Source organism: Desertivibrio insolitus, assembly GCF_017355965.1.
GTDB lineage: Bacteria > Actinomycetota > Actinomycetes > Actinomycetales > Microbacteriaceae > JAFIQW01.
In genome coordinates this window covers 518171-539102 of the sequence record NZ_JAFIQW010000002.1, presented here as the reverse complement: position 1 = coordinate 539102, position 20932 = coordinate 518171, and the positions used below count along the sequence as shown (strand labels likewise).

General features: G+C 72.8%; 21 protein-coding genes. 6 read left to right on the top strand and 15 right to left on the bottom strand.

All coding sequences use genetic code 11. The features are described 5' to 3' along the window. Nucleotides 1-134: 134 nt before the first annotated feature. Nucleotides 135-1208 (top strand): GNAT family N-acetyltransferase, encoded by a 1074-nt coding sequence (locus JUB10_RS06475; RefSeq protein ID WP_207454839.1) that lies wholly within the window; start codon nt 135-137, stop codon nt 1206-1208. Between the two features lie 187 nt (nt 1209-1395). Here JUB10_RS06475 and mutM read toward each other — a convergent pair whose 3' ends face one another. The 4 genes from mutM to JUB10_RS06455 form a co-directional block, all read right to left on the bottom strand. Further along, nucleotides 1396-2301 carry a bifunctional DNA-formamidopyrimidine glycosylase/DNA-(apurinic or apyrimidinic site) lyase gene (gene mutM, locus JUB10_RS06470; RefSeq protein WP_207454838.1) on the bottom strand — a complete coding sequence of 302 codons (906 nt, stop codon included), beginning with the start codon at nt 2299-2301 and terminating at the stop codon, nt 1396-1398. A gap of 23 nt (nt 2302-2324) precedes the next feature. Further along, entirely contained in the window at nt 2325-2987 is a 663-nt protein-coding gene (rnc, locus tag JUB10_RS06465; RefSeq protein WP_307859120.1) for a ribonuclease III, read from the bottom strand. A gap of 62 nt (nt 2988-3049) precedes the next feature. Further along, nucleotides 3050-3253 (bottom strand): 50S ribosomal protein L32, encoded by a 204-nt coding sequence (gene rpmF / locus JUB10_RS06460; protein WP_207454836.1) that lies wholly within the window; start codon nt 3251-3253, stop codon nt 3050-3052. A gap of 2 nt (nt 3254-3255) precedes the next feature. Next, nucleotides 3256-3822, bottom strand: coding sequence for a YceD family protein (locus JUB10_RS06455; RefSeq protein ID WP_207454835.1), 567 nt, complete (start codon nt 3820-3822; stop codon nt 3256-3258). 96 nt (nt 3823-3918) lie between these two features. On the opposite strand from JUB10_RS06455, the gene JUB10_RS06450 reads away from it, so the two are divergent. After that, a complete protein-coding gene (locus tag JUB10_RS06450) occupies nt 3919-4371 on the top strand; it encodes a nitroreductase family deazaflavin-dependent oxidoreductase (RefSeq protein ID WP_207454834.1) in 453 nt (150 codons plus the stop codon). A 50-nt stretch (nt 4372-4421) separates the two neighbouring features. Here the strand turns inward: JUB10_RS06450 and JUB10_RS06445 are convergent, their stop codons facing one another. The 8 genes from JUB10_RS06445 to JUB10_RS06410 are packed head-to-tail and all read right to left on the bottom strand — an operon-like array spanning nt 4422 to nt 12850. Beyond that, on the bottom strand, nt 4422-5747 hold the full coding sequence (locus JUB10_RS06445; RefSeq protein WP_207454833.1) for an aspartate aminotransferase family protein: 1326 nt from the start codon (nt 5745-5747) through the stop codon (nt 4422-4424). A 57-nt stretch (nt 5748-5804) separates the two neighbouring features. After that, a complete protein-coding gene (locus tag JUB10_RS06440; RefSeq protein ID WP_207454832.1) occupies nt 5805-6947 on the bottom strand; it encodes an ABC transporter substrate-binding protein in 1143 nt (380 codons plus the stop codon). A 29-nt stretch (nt 6948-6976) separates the two neighbouring features. Continuing rightward, nucleotides 6977-7771 carry an ABC transporter permease gene (locus JUB10_RS06435; protein ID WP_207454831.1) on the bottom strand — a complete coding sequence of 265 codons (795 nt, stop codon included), beginning with the start codon at nt 7769-7771 and terminating at the stop codon, nt 6977-6979. Further along, nucleotides 7768-8598 (bottom strand): ABC transporter ATP-binding protein, encoded by an 831-nt coding sequence (locus JUB10_RS06430; RefSeq protein WP_242682173.1) that lies wholly within the window; start codon nt 8596-8598, stop codon nt 7768-7770. Before JUB10_RS06430 ends, JUB10_RS06435 begins: the two co-directional genes overlap by 4 nt. Beyond that, nucleotides 8595-9512, bottom strand: coding sequence for an ABC transporter permease (locus JUB10_RS06425; RefSeq protein WP_207454830.1), 918 nt, complete (start codon nt 9510-9512; stop codon nt 8595-8597). Before JUB10_RS06425 ends, JUB10_RS06430 begins: the two co-directional genes overlap by 4 nt. Further along, nucleotides 9509-10525: a TIGR03842 family LLM class F420-dependent oxidoreductase gene (locus JUB10_RS06420; RefSeq protein WP_207454829.1), complete on the bottom strand. Its 1017-nt coding sequence runs from the start codon at nt 10523-10525 to the stop codon at nt 9509-9511. Before JUB10_RS06420 ends, JUB10_RS06425 begins: the two co-directional genes overlap by 4 nt. Nucleotides 10526-10535: 10 nt before the next feature. After that, nucleotides 10536-11969, bottom strand: a complete 1434-nt coding sequence (gene hydA, locus JUB10_RS06415; RefSeq protein WP_207454828.1) for a dihydropyrimidinase — start codon at nt 11967-11969, stop codon at nt 10536-10538. Between the two features lie 32 nt (nt 11970-12001). Beyond that, nucleotides 12002-12850 (bottom strand): nitrilase-related carbon-nitrogen hydrolase, encoded by an 849-nt coding sequence (locus JUB10_RS06410; protein ID WP_207454827.1) that lies wholly within the window; start codon nt 12848-12850, stop codon nt 12002-12004. Nucleotides 12851-13142: 292 nt separating this feature from the next. Here JUB10_RS06410 and JUB10_RS06405 point away from each other — a divergent pair, with 292 nt between their 5' ends. From JUB10_RS06405 to cofD, 4 genes are read left to right on the top strand one after another with little or no spacing between them, the layout of a single operon-like run. Further along, nucleotides 13143-14120 carry a putative F420-0 ABC transporter substrate-binding protein gene (locus JUB10_RS06405; RefSeq protein ID WP_307859119.1) on the top strand — a complete coding sequence of 326 codons (978 nt, stop codon included), beginning with the start codon at nt 13143-13145 and terminating at the stop codon, nt 14118-14120. 53 nt (nt 14121-14173) lie between these two features. Further along, entirely contained in the window at nt 14174-15172 is a 999-nt protein-coding gene (locus tag JUB10_RS06400) for a putative F420-0 ABC transporter permease subunit (protein WP_242682294.1), read from the top strand. After that, the gene (locus tag JUB10_RS06395) at nt 15169-15936 is read left to right on the top strand and encodes an ABC transporter ATP-binding protein (protein ID WP_207454824.1); all 768 of its coding nucleotides are present in this window, start codon (nt 15169-15171) and stop codon (nt 15934-15936) included. The genes JUB10_RS06400 and JUB10_RS06395 overlap by 4 nt, the downstream gene beginning before the upstream one ends. Further along, nucleotides 15933-16877, top strand: coding sequence for a 2-phospho-L-lactate transferase (gene cofD, locus JUB10_RS06390; RefSeq protein ID WP_207454823.1), 945 nt, complete (start codon nt 15933-15935; stop codon nt 16875-16877). Before JUB10_RS06395 ends, cofD begins: the two co-directional genes overlap by 4 nt. A gap of 7 nt (nt 16878-16884) precedes the next feature. On the opposite strand, the gene cofC is transcribed toward cofD, so the two are convergent. The 3 genes from cofC to JUB10_RS06375 are packed head-to-tail and all read right to left on the bottom strand — an operon-like array spanning nt 16885 to nt 20932. Next, nucleotides 16885-17484 carry a 2-phospho-L-lactate guanylyltransferase gene (gene cofC / locus JUB10_RS06385; protein ID WP_207454822.1) on the bottom strand — a complete coding sequence of 200 codons (600 nt, stop codon included), beginning with the start codon at nt 17482-17484 and terminating at the stop codon, nt 16885-16887. Nucleotides 17485-17493: 9 nt separating this feature from the next. Further along, nucleotides 17494-19704, bottom strand: a complete 2211-nt coding sequence (locus JUB10_RS06380) for a transglutaminase family protein (RefSeq protein WP_207454821.1) — start codon at nt 19702-19704, stop codon at nt 17494-17496. Next, nucleotides 19697-20932: a DUF58 domain-containing protein gene (locus JUB10_RS06375; RefSeq protein WP_207454820.1), complete on the bottom strand. Its 1236-nt coding sequence runs from the start codon at nt 20930-20932 to the stop codon at nt 19697-19699. Before JUB10_RS06375 ends, JUB10_RS06380 begins: the two co-directional genes overlap by 8 nt.

Here is a 20932-nt window from a genome sequence, read left to right as displayed (position 1 = left end):
CTTCTGCCGCGCGATTCCGGGCGAATCTGCGGACAGGGTATAGCAGGGGTGCGCGGATGCCGGTGGCGCCGCGGCGCGCGATCGCGCTACGGTGATCGGCTGCCGGCCCGGTCGCGGCGGCGGAGAGGCGCCCGATGACCAGCGTGACGATCGAGGAGATCGCCATCCCGGCCACCCTCGACGCCCCGGGGGCCGAGGACTTCGTCGCCACGGTCGACGTGCGGAACGCCGTCGAGACCGACGGCTTCGGCACGGCGGAGTTCGAGTACGGCGCCGCCGAGCTGCTGCCGAGCTGGCTCAACAGCCACGAGCCGAAGAAGCTCTACGCCGCCAGAGTCGACGGGCGGATCGTCGCGCGCGCCATCATCGAGTGGGAGCCGGAGGGCTCGACCGTGTGGCTCGGCGTGCAGGTGTTGCCGGAGTTCCGCGGACGGGGCATCGGCTCCGCCCTCGCCGACCGGCTGGAGCAGGAGGCGGTCGAGACCGGGGCGACCAAGGCCCTCGTCTACACCGTGTCGAAGCAGGGACCGGGCGAGCGCCTCGCGCCGCCGACCGGAGCAGGCTCCGTGCCCGCGGGCAACACCGAGGTGCGCTTCCTGCTCGCCAGGGGCTACGAGCTGGAGCAGGTCGAGCGGTGCAGCCGGCTCGCGCTGCCGCTCGACCCCGTGATGCTGCGGGCCCGGCTGGACGCCGCGCACGCGGCATCCGGAGCTGACTACCGGGTGCACGAGTGGGGCGACTTCACGCCCGAGGAGTGGCTCGACGACATCGCGATGCTCGAGACGCGGATGACGACGGACGCCCCGACCGCGGGCCTCGAGGAGCCCGAGGTCGTCTACACGGCCGAGCGCATCCGTGACGAGGAAAAGGCGCGCGCCGACTCGCCGCGGCGCCGCCTCGTCGCGGCCGTCGAGCATGTGCCGACCGGCCGGCTCGCCGGGTTCACCGTGCTCGAGGTGCCCGCGGAGCTCGACCGGCCCGCCTCGCAGGACGACACCCTCGTGCTGCGCGAGCACCGCGGGCACCGGCTCGGGATGCTGCTCAAGGTCGCGAACCTCGCCCAGCTCGAACGCGTGCATCCCGGGCATCCGTCGGTGACCACGTTCAACGCCGAGGAGAACCGCCACATGCTCTCGGTCAACGAGGCCGTCGGCTTCGTGCCGATCGCGTACGAGGGGGCGTGGCGGAAGGACCTCGCGGCGGAGTAGCGGCTGCGGTCGACTCTCGGCGGTCGAGTAGCGGACGGAGCGCCGTCCCCGGCATCCGATCGCCGAACGGGCTTGCGATCGCGTGCGCCTTTTGCGATCGGGTGCGTCCGGATGACTCGCGGCGCGGTGAACTCGTCGGCGCGAGGGTCTCGATAGGCCGCTGCGCGGCTGCTCGACCGCCGGGAGGTCAGGCCGGAGTGCGCGGGGTGCGGATGCGCTGACAGAACGGGCAGAAGTGCGAGCCGCGGTTCATGAACTGCACGCGCTTGAGCGGCCGGCCGCAGCGGGCGCACGGCTTGCCCTGCTGGCCGTACGCGTTGAGCGAGTGGGAGAAGTAGCCGCTCGCGCCGTTGACGTTGACGTACTGGGCGTCGAAGCTCGTGCCGCCCTCGGCGAGCGCCCTGCCGAGCACGAGCCGCACCTCGGCGAGCAGGGTGGTGGCCCGGGCCCGCGACAGGGTCTCGGTCGGCTGGTCGAAGTGGATGCGCGCCGCCCACAGGGCCTCGTCGGCGTAGATGTTGCCGATGCCGCTGACGAGCGTCTGGTCGAGCAGCGCCCGCTTGATGCCCGTGCGCCGGCGGGCGAGCGCGGCGAGGAAGCGGCGGTCGTCGAAGTGCTCGTCGAGCGGGTCGCGGGCGATGTGGGCGACCTGGCTCGGCACGGTGTCGCCCGGCACGTCCGGCGTCGGCACGAGCACGTCGATCGCCATCGAGCCGAAGATGCGCTGGTCGACGAAGGCGACGCGGAGCGCGCCGTGCTCGGGCGAGCGGATGTCGAAGCGGATGCGCTCGAGGCGGTCGTCCGGCGCCTCGGGGCTCCGCAGCAGCACCTGCCCGCTCATGCCGAGGTGCGCGACGAGGGCCTCGGGCTCGCCGCCCGGTCCCGTGCCGTCGAGCGGGATCCACATGAACTTGCCGCGGCGGCGCGTAGTCAGCATCGTGCGCCCGACGAGGCGGTCGACGAAGTCCTCGGAAGGGCCCTGGTGGCGGCGCAGCGAGCGCTCGTCGCGCACGAGGACGCGCTCGATCACGGCATCCGTCACGGCGGGCTCGAGACCCGAGCGGACGACCTCGACCTCGGGCAGCTCAGGCACGGGTCGCCTCGGGAGGGACGCGGTCAGGCATCGGCGGTGAGGAGCATCCACGCGGCGAGCGCGGCGGACACCTCCGCCTGCTTCTTGCTCGTGCCCTCGCCGGAGGCGATCTCGTCGCCCGCGAGGGACACGACCGCGCGGTAGGTGCGCAGGTGGTCGGGGCCGGAGCCCTCGACGGCGTAGGAGACGGGTCCGCGGGACTCGCGCGCGGCGTACTCCTGCAGCGCGGTCTTCGGGTCCATCGCGGCGCCGAAGCGCTCGGGGTTCGACATGAGCGGCGCGACGAGGCGCAGCACGAGCTCGGTCGCGACGTCGCCGCCGGCGTCGAGGTAGACGGCGCCGATGATCGCCTCGACGGTGTCGGCGAGGATCGAGTCCTTATCGCGGCCGCCGGTGAGCTCCTCGCCGCGGCCGAGCCGCAGGTGCTCGCCGAGCGAGATGGAGCGGGCGACCTCCGCGAGGGCGATCGTCGAGACGACGGCGGCACGGCGCTTGGCCAGCGCGCCCTCGTCGAGGTCGGGGTTGTCGCGGAACAGCTTGACCGTGACGGCCTGCCCGAGAATGGAGTCGCCGAGGAACTCGAGGCGCTCGTTGTGCGGGATGCCGCCGTGCTCGTACGCGAACGACCGGTGGGTCAGCGCGAGTTCGAGCAGCCCGGGGTCGATCGTGACCCCGAGCGCGCGCACGAGATCGGCCCGGTCAGCGACGTGCGCTGACTCGGGCCGATCCTGTTTCCGTGCGGAATGACTCAAGCGTCGGCGACGCGGCGGCCCTTGTACTCCATGTACAGCGGGGTGCCGGCGGAGTCCTCGACGACCTTCGCGCGGTGCGGGAGGCTGTAGACGGTCTTACCGTTCTCGACGGTCTTGACGAGGGTGGGGACCTCCGCCTTCCACTGCGAGCGGCGGGCGCGGGTGTTGGCCCGCGACTGCTTGCGCTTGGGAACGGCCATGGCTATCTCTTCTCTCTTTCGGCACCGTCTCCGGTGGCCTCGGCTTCGGGGTCTTGTGCCAGCAGGCCCTGGAGCGCGGCCCATCGCGGGTCGAGCACCTCTTGGGGCTTCCGGTCCGGGACATCCGCGAGGCGCTCCCCCGTCACCGGGTCGAGGCCTGGGCAGTCCGGCTGGCAAACCGGCTGGAACGGCAGTGACAGAACCACTGCGTCCCTGACCACCGGTTCAAGATCCACGTGATCATCGTGAACCGAATAGTCGTAAGCGTCGTCGGCAGTGTACGCGAAAAGCTCCTGGAATTCGACTTCGACCGGGAGGGTGATGTCGGTCAGGCAGCGCCCGCAGACGCCGGTCGCGTCGGTGCTGACGTCGCCGGAGACGAGGATGCCGTCGTGCAGGGCCTCGAGCCGCACGTCGAGGTGCACGTCGGCGCCCTCCTTGACGGAGACGAGGCCGTCGCCCATCGCTTCGGGGGCGGCCACGTCGAGGGCGCGCTCGCGCATCTCGCCGGCGCGGTGCACGAGATCGCGCACGGGCAGCGTGAAAGCAGTGAGAGAAGGCGTGGACATGAGGATCAAGTCTAGGTGCGACCACCGTTCCGCGCCTGTGCGATGCTCCGCTCTGAGCGAAGGGGCGAGGGCCGGGTCGCGGGGCATGATGGAGCCATGCCTCTCTCCGGTGAATACGCCCCGTCCACGTCCGAGTGGGCCCGCAACCAGGCCGAGCTCTACGAGCGCACGAACGGCGAGGAGGGCAACGAACTCCGCGGCCGTCCCGTCATCATCCTCACCACGGTCGGCGCCAAGAGCGGGAACCTCCGCAAGACCGCGCTTATGCGGGTCGAGCACGACGGCGAGTACGCCGTCGTGGCCTCGCAGGGCGGTGCCCCGACGCATCCGGCCTGGTACTGGAACATGCTCGCCGAGCCGCGCGTCGAACTGCAGGACAGGGCCGACAAGCGCGACTACGTCGCCCGCGAGGTGACCGGCGCCGAGCGCGACGCGTGGTGGCAGCGCGCCAACGAGGTGTGGCCCGACTACGCCGAGTACCAGAAGAAGACCGACCGGCAGATCCCGGTGTTCGTGCTCTCGCCGATCACGTCCGAGAGCGCCGAGTAGCGGTGCGACCGCGTTGCGCCGCAGTCCTCGACCCGGCGCGACGCGGTCGCTCACACCGCGGCGGCGACCGCGGTGAACGCCTCGTCGTAGATCTCGAGCGCGCGCGACACCTCGTCGGCCGTGACGATGCACGGCGGCACGACATGCAGGCGGTTGTCGGCGACGAACGGCAGCAGCCCGCGCTTCAGCAGTTCGGTCTTGAGCGCGCCGACGACGGCCGGCGCGACCGGCTCGCGGGTGGCGCGGTCGGTGACGAGGTCGAGCGCCCAGAAGACGCCGAGGCCTCGCACCTCGCCGATGAGCGGATGCCGCTCGGCGAGCGCCTCGAGGCCGGGCGCGAGATGCTCGGCGCCGATCGCCCTGGCGTTCTCGACGATGCCCTCCTCGCGCATGGCGTCGATCGTTGCGACGATCGCGCCCATCGCGAGCGGATGCCCTGAGTACGTGAGCCCACCGGGGAAGACGCGCTCGTCGAACACCTCCGCGATCGCGGGCGGGATCACGACGCCGCCCGCCGGCACGTAACCGGAGTTGACGCCCTTGGCGAAGGTGACGAGGTCGGGGGTCACGCCGGACCCGTGGAACGCGAACCACTCCCCCGTGCGCCCGAAGCCCGCCATGACCTCGTCGAGGATCAGCAGGATGCCGTACTCGTCGCAGAGCGCGCGCACGCCCTCGAGGTAGCCGGGCGGCGGCACGAGCACCCCGGCGGTGCCGGGCACGGTCTCGAGCAGGATCGCGGCGATCGTGCCGGGCCCCTCTGCCTGCACGACGCGGCGCAGGTGGTGCAGGGCGCGCTCGGACTCCTGCTCGGGCGTCTCGGCCCAGAACTCCGAGCGGTAGAGGAACGGGCCGAAGAAGTGCACGTGCCCGCGGGCGTACTCGTTCGGCATCCGCCGCCAGTCGCCCGTCGCGACGATCGCGGCGCCGGTGTTGCCGTGGTACGAGCGGTAGGTCGAGAGCACCTTGTCGCGCCCCGTGACGAGGCGGGCGAGCCGGACGGCGTTCTCGTTGGCATCCGCCCCGCCGTTGGTGAAGAACACCTTGCTGAACGCGGGGCCGGCGGCCTCGAGCACCCGTCGTGCGGCCTCGCCGCGGGTGAGGTTCGCGTGCGCGGGCGCGACCGTGGCGAGCACGTCGGCCTGGGCCTTGATGCCGGCGATGACCTTCGGATGCTGGTGGCCGATGTTCGTGTTGACGAGCTGGCTCGAGAAGTCGAGGTAGCGGTTGCCCGCGAAGTCCCAGACCTCGCTGCCCGCGCCGCCCGCGATAACCATCGGGTTGAGCGCGCCCTGGGCCGACCAGGAGTGGAAGACGTGGGAGCTGTCGAGCTGCAGGGCCCGGTCGCCGTCGGCGGGGTCGAACGTCGTCGTCATGATTCCTCCATCGGAACGGTGCGGGGGCCGGCACGCGGCCCCCGCACGCTCAGGCTATTACTGGCCGCCCTCGGTGAGTTCGACCTCGATCGGCTCGAAGCCCTCGCCCGTCAGGTCGAGGTCCTCGCCCTCCAGCTCGTCGAGCGCCTGCTGGATCCACTCGTTGGTCCAGGCGCTCGCCGGCGGCTCCTCGGTGATGATCGCGGCGCCGGTCTCGTTGACGGTCTCGAGCGCGAGCGACACGGTCTGGTCCCAGGCGGCCTCGTCGATCACGCCGATGCCGTTCTCGCTCGGCCAGATCAGCTTGTTGGTCTCGTTGACCATCCAGAGCTCGTGGCTGTAGCCCCAGCCGGAGCCCTCGGCGATCGTCGTGTCGGCGGCCGCCTCGGGGTCCTCCGCGGCGTGGATCCAGCCCTTCACGACGGCCTTGAGGAACGCGACCGTCGTCTCCTGGTACTCCTCGTCGCTCTCGAGCCGCTCCGTGTCGGCCCAGACGGCGTCCTGGAGCATCGAGCCGCCCTCCTCGTTGTAGTCGATGACGGTGAAGTCCGAAGGCTGGTAGAGCTCGCCCGTGTCGGGGTTCACGGTCTCGAGCAGCTGGGCGTACTCGTTGTACGTCATCGCCTGCGCGGCGTCGATGTCGCCCTGCAGGAAGGCGTTCATGTTGAAGTCCTGCGTGATGATCTCGACGGTCGACGCGTCGACGCCCTGCGCCGCCATCGAGGCGAAGATCTCCCACTCGTTGCCGAAGCCCCAGCTGCCGATGCGCTTGCCGGGGAAGTCGGCGACGCTCTCGATGCCGCTGTCGGCCCAGGCCACCTGGAGCGTGCCCGAGCGCTGGAAGATCTGCGCGACGTTCGTGATGTTCGCGCCGGCCTCGATCGAGCCGAGCACCTTGGGCACCCAGGCGATGGCGTAGTCGACCTCGCCGTTGGCCAGCGCGTCCTGGGGCACGATGTCGCCGCCCGAGGGGATGATCTCGACCTCCAGCCCCTCCTCCTCGAAGTAGCCCTGCTCGAGGGCGGTGTAGTACCCGGCGAACTGCCCCTGCGGCAGCCACTGCAGCTGCAGCTTGACGGGCGTGAGGTCGCCCTCGGCCTCGGCGGAGTCGGTGCCGCCGCCGGCGCAGGCGGTGAGGGAGAGTGCGGCGGTCAGGCCGACCGCGGCGAGCGTCGTGAGCCGACGTCTGCTGTGCTTCATGGTGCCCCTTCGGAGGATGGTCAGGTGGATCACTGCGTGGTGGTGCTGGTGGTGCCGCCTGCGCGCGGGGGGCGCGAGGACATCGGGTCGGCCAGCCGCTCGGCGAGAGCGGTGGCGACGTAGAAGACGAGGCCGAGCACGATGGCCCCGACGACGTAGGCCCAGGCGCGGGGGTACGCGCTCGACGCGGCCGACGTGGAGATGAGGCCGCCGAGGCCGCCGCGAGGACCGCCGAAGTACTCCGCGACGAGGGCGGAGATCACGGCGAGCGACGAGGCGATGCGGATGCCGGTGAAGAGGAACGGCCGCGCGGCGGGCAGCGTCAACCGCAGGGTGGTCTGCCACCGCGAGGCGGCGTAGACGTGCATGAGGTCGCGATGCACCGGCCGCGCCTGACGGAAGCCGCGCAGGGCGTTGACGAACACGGGAACGAAGGTCGCGAGACCCGCGATAGCCCGGCGGCCGAACTCGCTGTCGGCGCCGTACATCGAGTTGAGCACCGGGGCGAGCGCGACGATCGGCACGACCGCGAGCGCGGCGACGACCGGGGCGGCGAGCGCGTCGACCGTGCGGCTGAACGACGCGGCGAGCGCGAGCAGGATGCCGACGAGCGTGCCGAGCACGAGCCCGACGAGCGCGTTCGTGCCCGTGATGCCGGCGGAGCCGAGCAGGGTCGGGAGGAACTCGCCCATCTCCGCGACGATCGCGAGCGGGCTCGGCAGCAGGTAGTCGTCGACGCCGCCGACGGACACGACGAGCTGCCAGCCGACGAGCACGGCGAGGCCGAGCAGCAGCGGCGCGGCGACGCGCGTCGCCCGCGTCATCGGTCCTCGCCGCGGCCCGACGGCGCGCCGCCGTGCAGCGACTCCCGCACGGCCGTGACCATCTCGAAGAAGCGCGGGTCCTCGCGCAGGTCGTCCGCCCGGCCCGACGTCGCGCCGAGCCGCATGGGCAGCACCTCGGCGATGCGTCCGGGGCGCGGCGACATCACGACGACCCGGTCGGAGAGGAACACCGCCTCGGGGATCGAGTGCGTCACGAACACGACCGCCGCCTGCGTCTCGGCGCAGATGCGCAGCAGCTCGGTCTGCATGTACTCGCGGGTCATCTCGTCGAGCGCGCCGAACGGCTCGTCCATCAGCAGCAGGCTCGGCCGCTCGGCGAGCGCCCTGGCGATCGCGACGCGCTGCTGCTGCCCGCCGGAGAGCTGGTCGGGGAAGCGCCCCGCGAGGTCGCCGAGCCCGACGAGCTCGAGCAGCTCGGTGGCCCTCGCCCGCCGCTCCGCCTTCGGAACGCCGTGCAGCTCGAGCGGCAGCTCGATGTTCCCGGCGATTGTGCGCCACGGCAGCAGCCCGGCCTGCTGGAAGGCGATGCCGTAGTCCTGGTCGAGCCGCGCCCGCTCGGCGGTCTTGCCGAAGATGCTGAGCTCGCCGCTCGTCGGCGTCTCGAGGTCGGCGATGAGCCTCAGCAGGGTGGACTTGCCACACCCGGACGGTCCGATGAGCGAGACGAACTCGCCCGCGGCGACATCGAGCGAGACGTCCTGGAGCGCCGTCACGATGCCGCCGCGGGTGTCGAAGGTCTTGGTGACGGATGCCGCGCGCACCGCGACCCGCGTCGCCGTGGCATCCGTCGTCATGGTCGTCGTCATGCCGACACCTCTCCTCTGCGGTAGTTCCGCAGCGTTCCGCCCAGCAGGGCGACGCTGCCGGCGGCGACGAGCCCGAGCACGACCGCGCCGAAGATGGGGCCCCACGCCTTCGCGGGGTCGCCGGACGCCTGCCCCGCGAACTGCACGAGCAGGCGGCCGATGCCGCCCTGCAGCCCCGTCGACACCTCGGCGACGACGGCGCCGACGACCGCGTTCGCGGCCGCGAGCCGGAGGGCGGGCAGCAGGTAGGGCACGCTCGCGGGAAGCCGGAGCCGCAGCACCGTGCGCCACCAGCCGACGCCGTAGCTGCGGAAGAGCTCAGCGTGCAGGGTGTCGGGCGACTCGAGGCCGCGCAGCGCGCCGACCGCGACGGGGAAGAACGCGAGGTAGCTCGCGATGAGGGCGACGCTCATCCAGTCCTGCCACTCGAACGCGCCGAGCTCGAGCCGGGCGCCCCAGCTGCGCACGAGCGGCGCGAACGCGATGAGCGGCACGGTCTGGCTGAGCACGACCCAGGGCAGCAGGCTCGCCTGCGCGAGTCGCCAGCGCAGCATCACGAGGGCGAGCGCCATGCCGACCGCGACGCCCACGAGCCATCCGGCCGCGGCGATGCCGAAGGTGACGAGCGCGGCCTCGCCGACGGTGAACCACAGCGGGTCGGCGCTCGGCGCGCGGGTGGTGCCGGATGCCAGGCGCGCGAGCATCTCCCACACGTGCGGCATCGCGAGGTCGGTCGTGCGCGGCAGCACGCGGGCGTCGCCGACGAGCACGCCCTCCTCGGGTCCGAGGAGCTTGTAGCCCTCCCACAGCAGGGCGACGAGGAGCACGCCGCCGACCCCGAGCAGGGAGCGGCGGAGCCACACGCCGGGGCTCCGTCGCCGCCGCAGCGCGGGCGCGAGACCGTCGGTCGTCATGCCTTCGCCGTGACGTGGTCGCGCAGCGCGGGCATCACGGTCTCGGCGTAGACCCGCATCGTCTCCTCCTTGTTGTCGTGCTGGAGGTAGCCGGCGAACTGGTCGACCCCGAGGTCCTTGAGCGCGCGGAGCTTCTCGATGTGCTCCTCCGCGGTGCCGAGGACGCAGAAGCGGTCGACGATCTCGTCGGGCACGAACGTCGTGTGCGAGTTGCCCGCGCGCCCGTGCTCGTTGTAGTCGTAGCCCTCACGACCGGCGATGTAGTCGGTCAGCGCTGTCGGCACGGCGCCGTCGGCGCCGTAGCGGGTCACGATGTCGGCGACGTGGTTGCCGACCATGCCGCCGAACCAGCGGCACTGGTCGCGCATGTGCTGCACGTCGTCGCCGACGTACATCGGCGCCGCGACGCAGAACTTGACCGCGTACGGGTCGCGCCCGGCATCCGACGCCGCCGTGCGCACCGTCTCGATCATCCACTTCGCGATGTCGAGGTCGGCGAGCTGCAGGATGAAGCCGTCGCCGACCTCGCCCGTCAGCTTGAGCGCCATCGGGCCGTACGCGGCGACCCAGACGTCGAGCGTCGAGCCATGCGACCACGGGAAGCGGAGCGTCGCGCCGTTGTACTCGACGCTGCGGCTGTTGGCGAGCTCGCGGATGACGTGGATCGACTCGCGCAACGTCTTCAGCGTCGTCGGGGCGTTGTTCGTGACGCGCACCGCGGAGTCTCCACGGCCGATGCCGCAGATGGTGCGGTTGCCGTAGAGCTCGTTGAGGGTCGCGTACGTCGAGGCCGTGACGGTCCAGTCGCGCGTGGCGGGGTTCGTCACCATCGGCCCGACCGTGATCCGCCGGGTCTCGGCGAGGATCTGGCTGTAGATGACGTAGGGCTCCTGCCAGAGCAGGTGCGAGTCGAAGGTCCAGACGTGGCTGAACCCGAACTGCTCCGCGAGCTTGGCGAGATGCACCGTGCGCGAGGCGGGCGGATTGGTCTGCAGGACGACGCCGAAATCCATGGTCGGCCTCTCAGATCAGGTACTGCGACAGGCCGCGCTTGACGAAGGCGCCGTCGCCCTTGCGTCCCACGTAGCCGGTCTCGTCGACGATGACCCGGCCGCGGCTGAGCACCGTGTCGACGTGTCCGTCGATCTCGAAGCCCTCCCACGCGGAGTGGTCCATGTTCATGTGGTGGGTCTTGCCCACCCCGATCGACGTGTGGCCGTTCGGGTCGTAGACGACGAGGTCGGCGTCGGCGCCCGGCTGGATCACGCCCTTCTTGCCGTACATGCCGAACATCCGCGCCGGCGTCGTCGACGTGACCTCCACCCAGCGCTCGAGCGTGAGCTCGCCCGTGACGACGCCCTGGTAGATGAGGTCCATCCGGTGCTCGACCCCGCCGATGCCGTTGGGGATCTTCGAGAAGTCGCCGAGGCCGAGCTCCTTCTGACCCTTCATGCAGAACGGGCAGTGATCGGTCGAGACCATCTGGATGTCGTTGGTGCGCAGGCTCCGCCACATGTGGTGCTGGTGGCCCTCCTCCCGGGAGCGGAGCGGCGTGGAGCACACCCACTTCGCGCCCTCGAAGCCGCCCCACTCGTCGCTCGAGGCGCCGAGCTGGTCCTCGAGGGAGAGGTAGAGGTACTGCGGGCAGGTCTCGCCGAAGACGTTCTGCCCCTGGTCGCGCGCAGCGGCGATCTGCGCGACCGCCTGCTTGGCGCTGACATGCACGATGTAGAGGGGTGCGCCGGTGAGGTTCGCGATCATGATCGCCCGGTGCGTCGCCTCCTCCTCCATTTGCCAGGCGCGCGCGACGCCGTGGAAGTACGGGTCGGTCTTGCCCTCGGCGACGAGCTGCTCGACGAGGACGTCGATCGCGGGCCCGTTCTCGGCGTGCATCATCGTGAGCAGCCCGAGATCGGCCGACTTCTGCATCGCGCGGAGGATCTGCGCGTCATCCGAGTAGAAGACGCCGGGGTAGGCCATGAAGAGCTTGAAGCTCGTGATGCCCTCGTCGACGAGGCCGTCCATCGCGGCGAGGGCGTCCTTGTCGACGCCGCCGATGATCTGGTGGAAGCCGTAGTCGATCGCGCAGTTGCCTGCGGCCTTCTCGTGCCAGGCGGCGAGGCCGTCCTGCACGCGCTCGCCGTAGCGCTGCACGGCGAAGTCGACGATCGTCGTCGTGCCGCCCCACGCGGCGGCCCGGGTGCCCGTCTCGAACGTGTCGCTCGCGGCGGTGCCGCCGAAGGGCAGCTCCATGTGCGTGTGCGCGTCGATCCCGCCGGGGATGACGTACTTGCCCGCCGCGTCGATCACCGTGTCGACGTTCGCCTCGAGGTCGAAGCCGAGCAGGGTCGAGCCGGGTGCGAGCACCGCGGCGATCGTCTCGCCGTCGACGAGCACGTCGGCGGTCGCGGTTCCGGTCGCGTTGACGACCGTCCCGTTCTTGATCAGAGTCTTCATCTCTCAGGTCCTCGTCGTCGTCGCCGGTCGCGTCAGGGCTTGGTGATGGCCGTGTAGCTGTCGGGCCGGCGGTCGCGGAAGAACTGCCAGGCGTTGCGCACCTCGCGGATGAGGCCGAGGTCGAGATCCCGGATGACGACGTCCTCGTGCTCGCTCGAGCCCCGCTCCCCCACGAAGTTGCCCTGCGGGTCGCAGAACTGGCTCGTGCCGTAGAAGGTCACGGCCTTCTCGCCGTACTCGTTGTCCTCGCGGCCGACGCGGTTGGGCGCGCCGATGAAGTAGCCGTTGGCGGCGGCCGCGGTCGCCTGCTCGAGGTCCCACAGCCGGTTGGAGAGCCCGGGCTTCGTCGCGTTCGGGTTGAACACGATCTCGGCGCCGTTCAGGGCGAGCTCCCGCCAGCCCTCCGGGAAGTGGCGGTCGTAACAGATGTAGGCACCGACCTTGCCGACCGCGGTGTCGAAGACCGGGTAGCCGAGGTTGCCGGGGCGGAAGTAGAACTTCTCCCAGAAGCTGTCGAGGTGCGGGATGTGGTGCTTGCGGTACTTGCCGAGGATCGTGCCGTCGGCGTCGACGACGACCGCGGTGTTGTAGTACACCCCGGGCATGTCCTCCTCGTAGATGGGGAGGACCATGACCATCCCGAGCTCCTTCGCGAGCGCGGCGAAGCGCTGCACGATCGGGCCGTCGGCGGGCTCGGCGTAGTCGTAGTACTTCGCGTCCTCGGTGATTCCGAAGTACGGGCCGTAGAACAGCTCCTGGAAGCAGATGACCTGCGCGCCCTCAGCGGCCGCCTGGCGGGCGAACCCCTCGTGCTTGTCGAGCATGGACTCCTTGTCGCCGGTCCAGGTGGTCTGGGTGATGGCGGCTCGAACGACTGTCATTGGTCCTCCTGCTGATGCGGTGGGCTCATCTTGGAGTGATGAGGTTTCCGCCGAGTTTCCTCCCGTTTCGCGTCTGTAACGAGTGCTTTTTCCGCGGTCGGCGACGGATTCCGTGGCAGGCGCCGGCGCGGGCGGCGCCCGCCCGGGCGGGCGTAAGGTGGAGGGGAACCCCCGCTCCGGGCTGTGGAGCGGTGCGTCGTCCTCGGATGTGAGGCGGCTGGTTCCTCCCTCGCCCTTTCCCTGCGAGCGGATGCCCCTGCCTGCCACCCGCCACGCCCCTCCGGAGTCCTCCGTGCCCCGTCCCGTTTCCGCCGTGCTCGCCGCGGCGTCCCTCCTCCTGCTGACCGGCTGCTCCACCGTGGCCGCGCCCGCCGAGCCCGCCGCCGAGGGGACCGCCGCCGCGGCATCCGTCGACAACTGCGGCACCGAGGTGCCGCTCGGCACCGCGCCCGAGCGGATCGTCACGATCAAGTCGACCTCGACCGAGCTGCTGCTCGCGCTGGGTCTCGGCGACCGCGTCGTCGGTCGCGCGTTCCCCGACGGACCCGTGCCCGAGGAGTGGGCCGACGAGGCCGAGTCGATCCCCGTGATCAGCGACTTCGTGCCCTCGCAGGAGGCCGTGCTCGAGCTCGAGCCCGACTTCGTGTTCGGTGGCTGGGAGTCGAACTTCAGCGCCGACGGCGCCGGCGAGCGCGACGAGCTCGCCGCCCTCGGCATCCGCACCTACGTCTCCCCCGCGGCGTGCCAGGAGGAGGGCTACCAGCCCGACCCGCTGACCTTCGACGTGCTCTTCGACGAGCTGCTCGAGGCCGGGCGTGTGTTCGGTGCGGAGGATGCCGCGGAGCGGCTCGTCGACGAGCAGCGTGCCGAGCTCGAGGCGATCGAGCCGGACGACCGCGGGCTCACCGCCGTGTGGTGGTCGAGCGGCGAGGACACCCCCTACGTCGGCGCCGGAATCGGTGCGCCGCAGATGATCCTGGACGCCGCCGGGCTCACGAACATCGCCGAGGACATCCCCGAGACGTGGTCGTCGCTCAGCCTCGAGGCCATCGTCGAGGCCGACCCCGACGTGCTCGTGCTCGTGGACGCCGAGTGGAACACCGCCGAGTCGAAGATCGCCGCGCTCCAGGCCGACCCGGCCACCGCCGCGCTGCAGGCCGTGCAGCAGCGCCGCTACGTGATCGTGCCGTTCGCGGCGGGCGAGGGCGGCGTGCGCAACGTCGAGGCCGCCGCCTCGATCGTCGAGCAGCTGGAGGCCCTGCCCGAGTGACCGAGCTCCCCCTCGCCCTGCGGGCGCCGCGCAGTGCCGCGGCGCGGCTCGCGCTGCGCGTCACGGCGGCGGGGGCGTTCGGGCTCGCGCTCGCGGCATCCGTCGTCGTCGCCGTGACGATCGGCGCGGCCGACCTCGCGCCGGGCGACGTGCTGCGCTCGATCGCGGCGCACCTCGGCCTCGGGGCGACGCCGCTCGACCCGCTGCGGGACGGGATCGTCTGGCAGCTGCGGCTGCCCCGCGTGCTGACGGCCGCCGCGGTCGGCGCGGGTCTCGCGATCGCGGGCTGCGTGATGCAGGCGATCACCCGCAACACGCTCGCCGACCCGTACCTGCTCGGGCTCTCCGGCGGGGCGTCCCTCGGGGCCGTGTCGGTGCTGCTGCTCGGGGCGTCGCTGCTGCTGCCGGTCGCGGCGTTCCTCGGCGCGGCGCTCGCGCTCGTCGCGACCCTCGGCATCGCCCGGGTCGGCGGCGCCCTCACCCCGACCCGCACCGTGCTCGCCGGTGTCGCGGTGTCGAGCCTCACGGGGGCGCTGACGAGCCTCGTCATCTTCTGGACCGCGACCGGCGACTCGTACCGCGAGATCCTGTCGTGGCTGCTCGGCTCGCTCGCCGGCGCCCGCTGGCCGGAGCTCGCGATCGCCGCCGTCGCCGTGCTCGTCGTCGGGCTGCCGCTCGTGGCGTCGGGGCGCACGCTCGACGCGTTCACCTTCGGCGACACCGCCGCCGCCGCGCTCGGCGTCGACGTCGCCCGCACCCGCTGGCTGCTGCTCGGCGCGACGGCCCTGCTGACCGGGGCGCTCGTCTCGGTCAGCGGCGCGATCGGCTTCGTCGGGCTCGTGCTCCCCCACCTCGTGCGGCTCGTCGTGGGTGCGCGGCACCGGATGCTGCTCCCCCTCAGCGCGCTCACGGGCGCGATCTTCCTCGTCTGGTGCGACACGCTCGCCCGCTCGGCGTTCGACCCCCGCGAGCTGCCCGTCGGCGTCGTCACCGCCATCCTCGGCGCGCCCGTCTTCGCGCTCCTGCTGCTGCGCTCGGGGGCCCGGCGATGACGCTCGAGGCCCGCGGCATCCGGCTCGCGGTGCGTGGCCGTGCCGTGCTCGACGACGTCGCGGTCGAGGCCCGCCCCGGCCGCATCCTCGCGCTGCTCGGGCCGAACGGCGCCGGCAAGTCGACCCTGCTGCGGGTGCTCGCCGGCGTGCAGCAGCCCGATGCGGGCGCCGTGTCGTGGAGCGGCATCGACTGGCTCGCCCTCAAGCGGCGCGAGCGGGCCCGGGTCGCCGCGCTCGTCGAGCAGGACGCGCCGGTCGACGTGCCCCTGACGGTGCGCGACGCCGTCGGGCTCGGCCGCATCCCCCACGAGTCGGGGTTCGGCGGCGGACGCGACGACGACCCCGCCGTCGAGCGGGCGATGCGCGACGCGGATGTCACCGGGTTCGCGTCCCGGCAGCTGTCCGAGCTCTCCGGCGGCGAGCGACAGCGGGTGCACCTCGCCCGCGCCCTCGCGCAGCAACCCGAGCTGCTGCTCCTCGACGAGCCGACGAACCACCTCGACGTGCGCGCGCAGCTCGCGCTCCTCGCCCTGCTGCGGCGCCTGACCGCCGAGCGCGGCCTCACCGTGGTCGTCGCGCTGCACGACCTCGGGCTCGCGCTGCGGCACGCTGACGACGCCGTCGTGCTCGACGCCGGACGCGTCGCGGCCGCCGGGCCCGCGGCATCCGTACTCGTTCCCGCCGTCGTCGACCCGGTGTGGCGCGTGCGCTCCCGCGTCGGCGAGCACGGCATCGCTTTCGACCTTCCGGAGGACGCCGCATGAGGATCACGGTGCTCGCGGGCGGAGTGGGCGGCGCCCGCTTCGTGCGCGGGGTGCGCGAGCTGGACGCCGAGGTCTCGGTCGTCGTCAACACCGGTGACGACCTGTGGCTCACCGGCCTGCGCGTCTGCCCCGACCTCGACTCGATCATGTATGCCCTCGCGGGCGTCAGCGACACCGAGCGCGGCTGGGGCCGGGCGGGCGAGACCGAGCGCATCAGCGCCGAGCTCGCCGAGTGGGGTCTCGGCTGGCCGTGGTTCACCCTCGGCGACCTCGATCTCGCGACGCACATCGCCCGCACGTCGCTGCTGAGGGAGGGACTCCGGCTCACCGAGGTGACCGAGCGGCTGAGCGCACGCTGGCCGCTCGGGGTGCGGCTGCTGCCCGCGACCGACGACGAGGTCGAGACCCACGTCGTGACCGCCGACGGGCAGGACCTGCACTTCGAGGAGTGGTGGGTGCGCACCCGCGCCGCGGCCGCCGCCCGGCGGTTCGTGCAGCGCGGTGTCGAGCGCGCACACGCGACGCCCGAGGCCCTCGCCGCCATCGCCGACGCCGACGTCGTGCTGCTCGCCCCCTCGAACCCCGTGGTCTCGATCGGCACGATCCTCGGGCTGCCCGGCATCCGCTCGGCGCTGCGCGACACCGAGGCGCCCGTGGTCGGGGTCTCGCCGATCATCGGCGGCGCCGTCGTGCGCGGCATGGCCGACGCCTGCCTCGCCACGATCGGGGTGGGAACGGATGCCGCGGCGGTCGCCCGCCACTACGGCGCCCGGCGCGACGGCGGGCTGCTAGACGGCTGGCTCGTCGACGACGCCGACGCGGCGTCGGTCGCGGGGCTGCGCGGCTCGGGCTTCGCCGCCGACGCGACCGGACTGTGGATGACGGATGCCGCCGAGTCGGCCCGCATCGCGCGGGCGGCGCTCGCGCTCGTCAGCCGCTGAGCCGCCGCTACAGCGCAAGTTCCGCGACGGCGGCGGCCGTCGCGGCGCCGACCCCGAGGCGGAGCGCCTCGGCGAGATCCCCGGCCGTGTCGACGTCCCGCCTGAGCGTAGGGGCGGCCTCGAGCACGGTGTGACCGGCCGCCTCGTGCCGCGCGCGGGAGCCCTCGCCGAAGCGCGGCACGGGTGCGCCGTCGGTCGCGGCGAGCAGGGTGGTGCCGGTGCCCGCGTCATCCGGAACCATGGCGCGCGGCTGCGCGAGGGCGAGAGTGAGGGCGTCGTCGAGGTCGGCGGCGCGCAGGGCGGGCAGGTCGCCGAGCAGCACCGCCAGCGGCGCGGGGCGGCCGGCGAGCCCGAGCGCGATCGCGGCGTCGAGTCCCGATGCGGTGTCGGGCACGACCTCGGCGCCGCGTTCGGTCGCGGCGGCGGTGAGCGCGTCGTCGGCGGTGACGACGACGATCCGGCCGACATGTCGCGCGGCGGCGACGGCGTCGAGCGTGTCGGTCGCGAAGGCGAGGGCGACCCGGTCGGCGCCCGCCACCTCGGCGCGCAGCCGCGACTTGGCGATCGCGAGGCGCTTGAGCGGCAGCACGAGCGTCCAGGCGGTCACCCGTCGAGGCTAGCCGCCGCGGACCGGGGCGAGCGGCGCCTGGAACTCCCGCCGCCCGCCGACGAGGGAGCGCGGGATCGCGATCGCCGCGGCGCGGGTCGCCGGCGAGGAGTTGTCGAGCAGGGCCTGCGTCACCTCGACGAGGTCGCCCTCGAGGCCCGCCGCCGGGGCCGGAGAACCGTAGAAGTCGCGTTCGATGCCCGTCAGGAGCCGGTCGAGGGTGTCCTCGGGGGCGCGCGGGGCGAGCCGCGCCGCGAACGCGCGCGGAGTCTCGCCCGTCTCGAGGTCGATGCCGACGTCGCGCGCGGTCGCGACGAGTTCGTCCCAGGCGGGACGGGCACCGCGGCGCCCGCTCCGCAGCGCGGCGAGACGACGGGCGCGCAGCAGCCGCCGCACGACGAGCGGCACGAACGCGAGCACGAGGAGCCCGGCGAGCACGAAGGTCGGCGTGGACTCGTCGTCGCGGGCACCGGGCGTGGCACCGGCGACGGCCGGGGCCGACGGCGTCTCCGAGGCGGAGGGGCTGACGGTCGCACCGCTGCTCGGGGCGGTGCTCGGCACCTCGTCGTTCTGCGGCACCGAGGGCTCCGCGCCGGGCTCCGACGGGCTCGCACCCTGCGCGTACTGCGGCAGCTCGCCGCGGCTCACAGTGGGCTCGAAGCGCACCCAGCCGGCGCCCTCGAAGTAGAGCTCGGGCCACGCGTGCAGGTCGTTCGCGTTGACCTGGAAGGCGCCCTCGCCGAGCGCGGTGCCAGGCAGGTATCCGATCGCGACGCGGGCCGGGATGCCGAGGGTGCGGGCCATGAGCGTCATGGCGGAGGCGAAGTGCGTGCAGTAGCCGGACTTCGCCTGCAGGAAGCCCTCGAGGATTCCGATGCCGGCGCCGTCGTAGTCGCCGTTCAGCGGCGCCTGCTCGCTGTAGACGAATCCGCCGCCGACGCGGAAGTAGTCCTGCAGCGCGATGGCCTGGGCATAGGCGGAGCCCTCGTCGCCGGCGACGTCGCGGGCGGTCGCGCCGACGATCTCGGGCAGCCCCTCGGGGATCTCGAGGTAGGGCTCGAACCCCTCCCGTGGGGTCGTCCGCCCCTCGAGCTGATCCGGCGTCGGGGCGACGACGAGCGACGTGACCTCGTAGTCCTGGTCGCGAGTGCCGCCGCTGCCGGTGGAGATCGTGATGGTGTTCGGCTCGAACGTCCAGCCGCCGGTGAGTCCGTCGACCTGGGTCGCCGCGTAAGGCGCGGGCAGCCAGCGGGTGTCGAGCGCGCCGATCGTGATCGCGGTGCGCACGGGCGCCGACGGCACCTCGGGCGCCACGCCGGGCGCCTGGTCGGGCAGCTCGGAGACCTCGAACACCTCGGTCGCGAGCCCCGACGGCCCCCACTCATCACCGGAGAAGTCGTCGATCGTCAGCATGCGCAGGTACTGCCCGCTGCCGTCCTCGGTCGTGTAGGCGAGCACGGGGGCGTCTGCGCCGCGGCGCAGGTTGTCGCCGAGCGAGATGACGGGGTTGATGCCGGTGCCGCTGCCCGAGACCGGCAGGGCGCGGGAGGGCACCGACGGCAGCGCGACCGTCAGTGCGAGCGCCCCGGCGAGCGCTCCGGCGCCGAGCACGGATGCCGCGAGCGGCCGCCTGCGCTCGTCGCGGGTGAGCACGAGCACCGCCAGCCACGCCGCCGCGGTCGCGACGACGACGACGGGGTCGATCGAGCCGCCGGGGAACAGCACGGGCACGATGACGAGCACGAGCGCCTGGAAGCCCACGAGGGCTGGCACCTTGAGCACGAACGCGAGCAGGTCGAAGACCACCGCGAGCACGGCCGACCCGGCGACGAGCAGGAACACGAGGCCGGGCCCGGCGACCGCGGGCACCGACTGCTCGGCGAGCGACTGCCGCGCTCCCGCGGCGAGCGCGCCCCAGCGCTCCAGCGTCTCCGGGGTCGGCACGAGCCCCGCGATCGCGGTCTGCGGCGCCGTCAGCAGCACGACGACGGCGACGAGCGCGAGGGTGCCGCCGAGGGTTGCGAGACCGGAGGGCACGCGGATGGCACGCAGGGCGGCGGATGCCACGAGGCCCGTCACCACGGTGACGCCCGCGGCGAAGAGCCATCCGGAGCCCTGCAGCACGGTGTGCAGACCGCCGATCGACACGAGGAGCGTCAGGGTGACGGCGGCGACCACGCCCCAGTCGACGCGGGGACGGGCGGGGGTGCGCTCAGACACGGCTGAGCTCCCTCGTGCCCACCCACACGGCCCCGAGGTCGTCGGCGGGGTCGACGGCGCGCACCGACCAGCCGGGTCCGCTGAGCAGTTCCTCCGCCTGCGGCTCGACCGGACCCGCGGCGAAGACGAGGCCGACGCGGCCGCGGCCGCGCACCGCGCGCAGCCAGCGGGCGAGCGCGACGTCGACGCTGCCGACGACTGCGACGAGCGGGCCCTGGGCATCCGACGACGCCGCCGGGATCTCGTGCAGGTCGTAGGCCTCGGTCAACTGCACCGTGGCCAGCGCGGTGAGGAACGCCGAGCCGGGTGCGAGCTCCTCGTCGGGGAGCGGGTCGGTGAGCTGACGCTCCCCCGCGGTCTCGAACGTCGCGATGCGGTAGCCGAGACGGGTCAGGTGCACCGCGGCCGAGCCGAGCATCGACACGCACCACTCGAACGCGTCGCTCTCGGGGCGGTCGGCCGACGGCGGCAGCATCGCCGGCACGTGCCACTCGCGGCGGGTCTCGAGCACGAGCCGCGCCTCTGGCACGCTGTGCTGCTCCTCCTGGCGCACCATGAGCTCGCCGTGGTGGGCGCTCGCGCGCCAGTGCACCCGGCGCATGGGGTCGCCGCGGCGGTACTCCCGTGTGGAGAGGTCGTCGTCGCTCGGGCTCACCCGGTTGTCGCGCAGGCGGGTCACGCCCTCGCCGGCCGAAACCTCGAAGCCGGAGTCGTCGAGCGCCGCGAGGAAGGGCAGCACGGTGACGGATGTCTCGGTGCCGGCGGTGCGCGTGTTGGTCGCCAGCCCGAACGGGTCGGTCACCCGCAGCGACACCGCGCCGAGCCGCGCCGGCCCGCGCATCGGCGGGACGGTCTCGTACCGCAGCACCTGGGTGCGGCTCTTGTCGGGCGGCGGCAGTTCTCCGCCGACCTCGTCCCAGGGCACGTACTCGCGCCACAGCCCTCGGGGCGCGGGGCGGCCGGACGGCGGCCGGAGCGTGAGGGTTACGCGCAGCGGCATCCCGGTCATGGGATATGGCGGAACGACGTCGCGCCGCACGTCGACGCCGGGGCGGCCGAGGATGACGAGCGCGAGCGCGGCCAGCACGAGGAGCCCCGCGAAGCACGCGGCGAGCAGCAGTTCGTGCACGCCGGCCACGTAGGCGGCGACGCCGAGCACGACCGCGCCGGCGAGGATGCCCCAGCCCCGCCCGGTGAGCCTCACCCGGCCGGGACGCTCCCCAGTCAT

Coding starts and splice junctions, on each gene's coding strand:
- JUB10_RS06475 (WP_207454839.1), top strand. CDS start 135: ATGACCAGCGTGACGATCGAGGAGATCGCCATCCCGGCCACCCTCGAC.
- rpmF (WP_207454836.1), bottom strand. CDS start 3,253: ATGGCCGTTCCCAAGCGCAAGCAGTCGCGGGCCAACACCCGCGCCCGC.
- JUB10_RS06455 (WP_207454835.1), bottom strand. CDS start 3,822: ATGTCCACGCCTTCTCTCACTGCTTTCACGCTGCCCGTGCGCGATCTC.
- JUB10_RS06450 (WP_207454834.1), top strand. CDS start 3,919: ATGCCTCTCTCCGGTGAATACGCCCCGTCCACGTCCGAGTGGGCCCGC.
- JUB10_RS06445 (WP_207454833.1), bottom strand. CDS start 5,747: ATGACGACGACGTTCGACCCCGCCGACGGCGACCGGGCCCTGCAGCTC.
- JUB10_RS06440 (WP_207454832.1), bottom strand. CDS start 6,947: ATGAAGCACAGCAGACGTCGGCTCACGACGCTCGCCGCGGTCGGCCTG.
- JUB10_RS06435 (WP_207454831.1), bottom strand. CDS start 7,771: ATGACGCGGGCGACGCGCGTCGCCGCGCCGCTGCTGCTCGGCCTCGCC.
- JUB10_RS06430 (WP_242682173.1), bottom strand. CDS start 8,598: ATGACGACGACCATGACGACGGATGCCACGGCGACGCGGGTCGCGGTG.
- JUB10_RS06425 (WP_207454830.1), bottom strand. CDS start 9,512: ATGACGACCGACGGTCTCGCGCCCGCGCTGCGGCGGCGACGGAGCCCC.
- JUB10_RS06420 (WP_207454829.1), bottom strand. CDS start 10,525: ATGGATTTCGGCGTCGTCCTGCAGACCAATCCGCCCGCCTCGCGCACG.
- hydA (WP_207454828.1), bottom strand. CDS start 11,969: ATGAAGACTCTGATCAAGAACGGGACGGTCGTCAACGCGACCGGAACC.
- JUB10_RS06410 (WP_207454827.1), bottom strand. CDS start 12,850: ATGACAGTCGTTCGAGCCGCCATCACCCAGACCACCTGGACCGGCGAC.
- JUB10_RS06395 (WP_207454824.1), top strand. CDS start 15,169: ATGACGCTCGAGGCCCGCGGCATCCGGCTCGCGGTGCGTGGCCGTGCC.
- cofD (WP_207454823.1), top strand. CDS start 15,933: ATGAGGATCACGGTGCTCGCGGGCGGAGTGGGCGGCGCCCGCTTCGTG.
- JUB10_RS06375 (WP_207454820.1), bottom strand. CDS start 20,932: ATGACTGGGGAGCGTCCCGGCCGGGTGAGGCTCACCGGGCGGGGCTGG.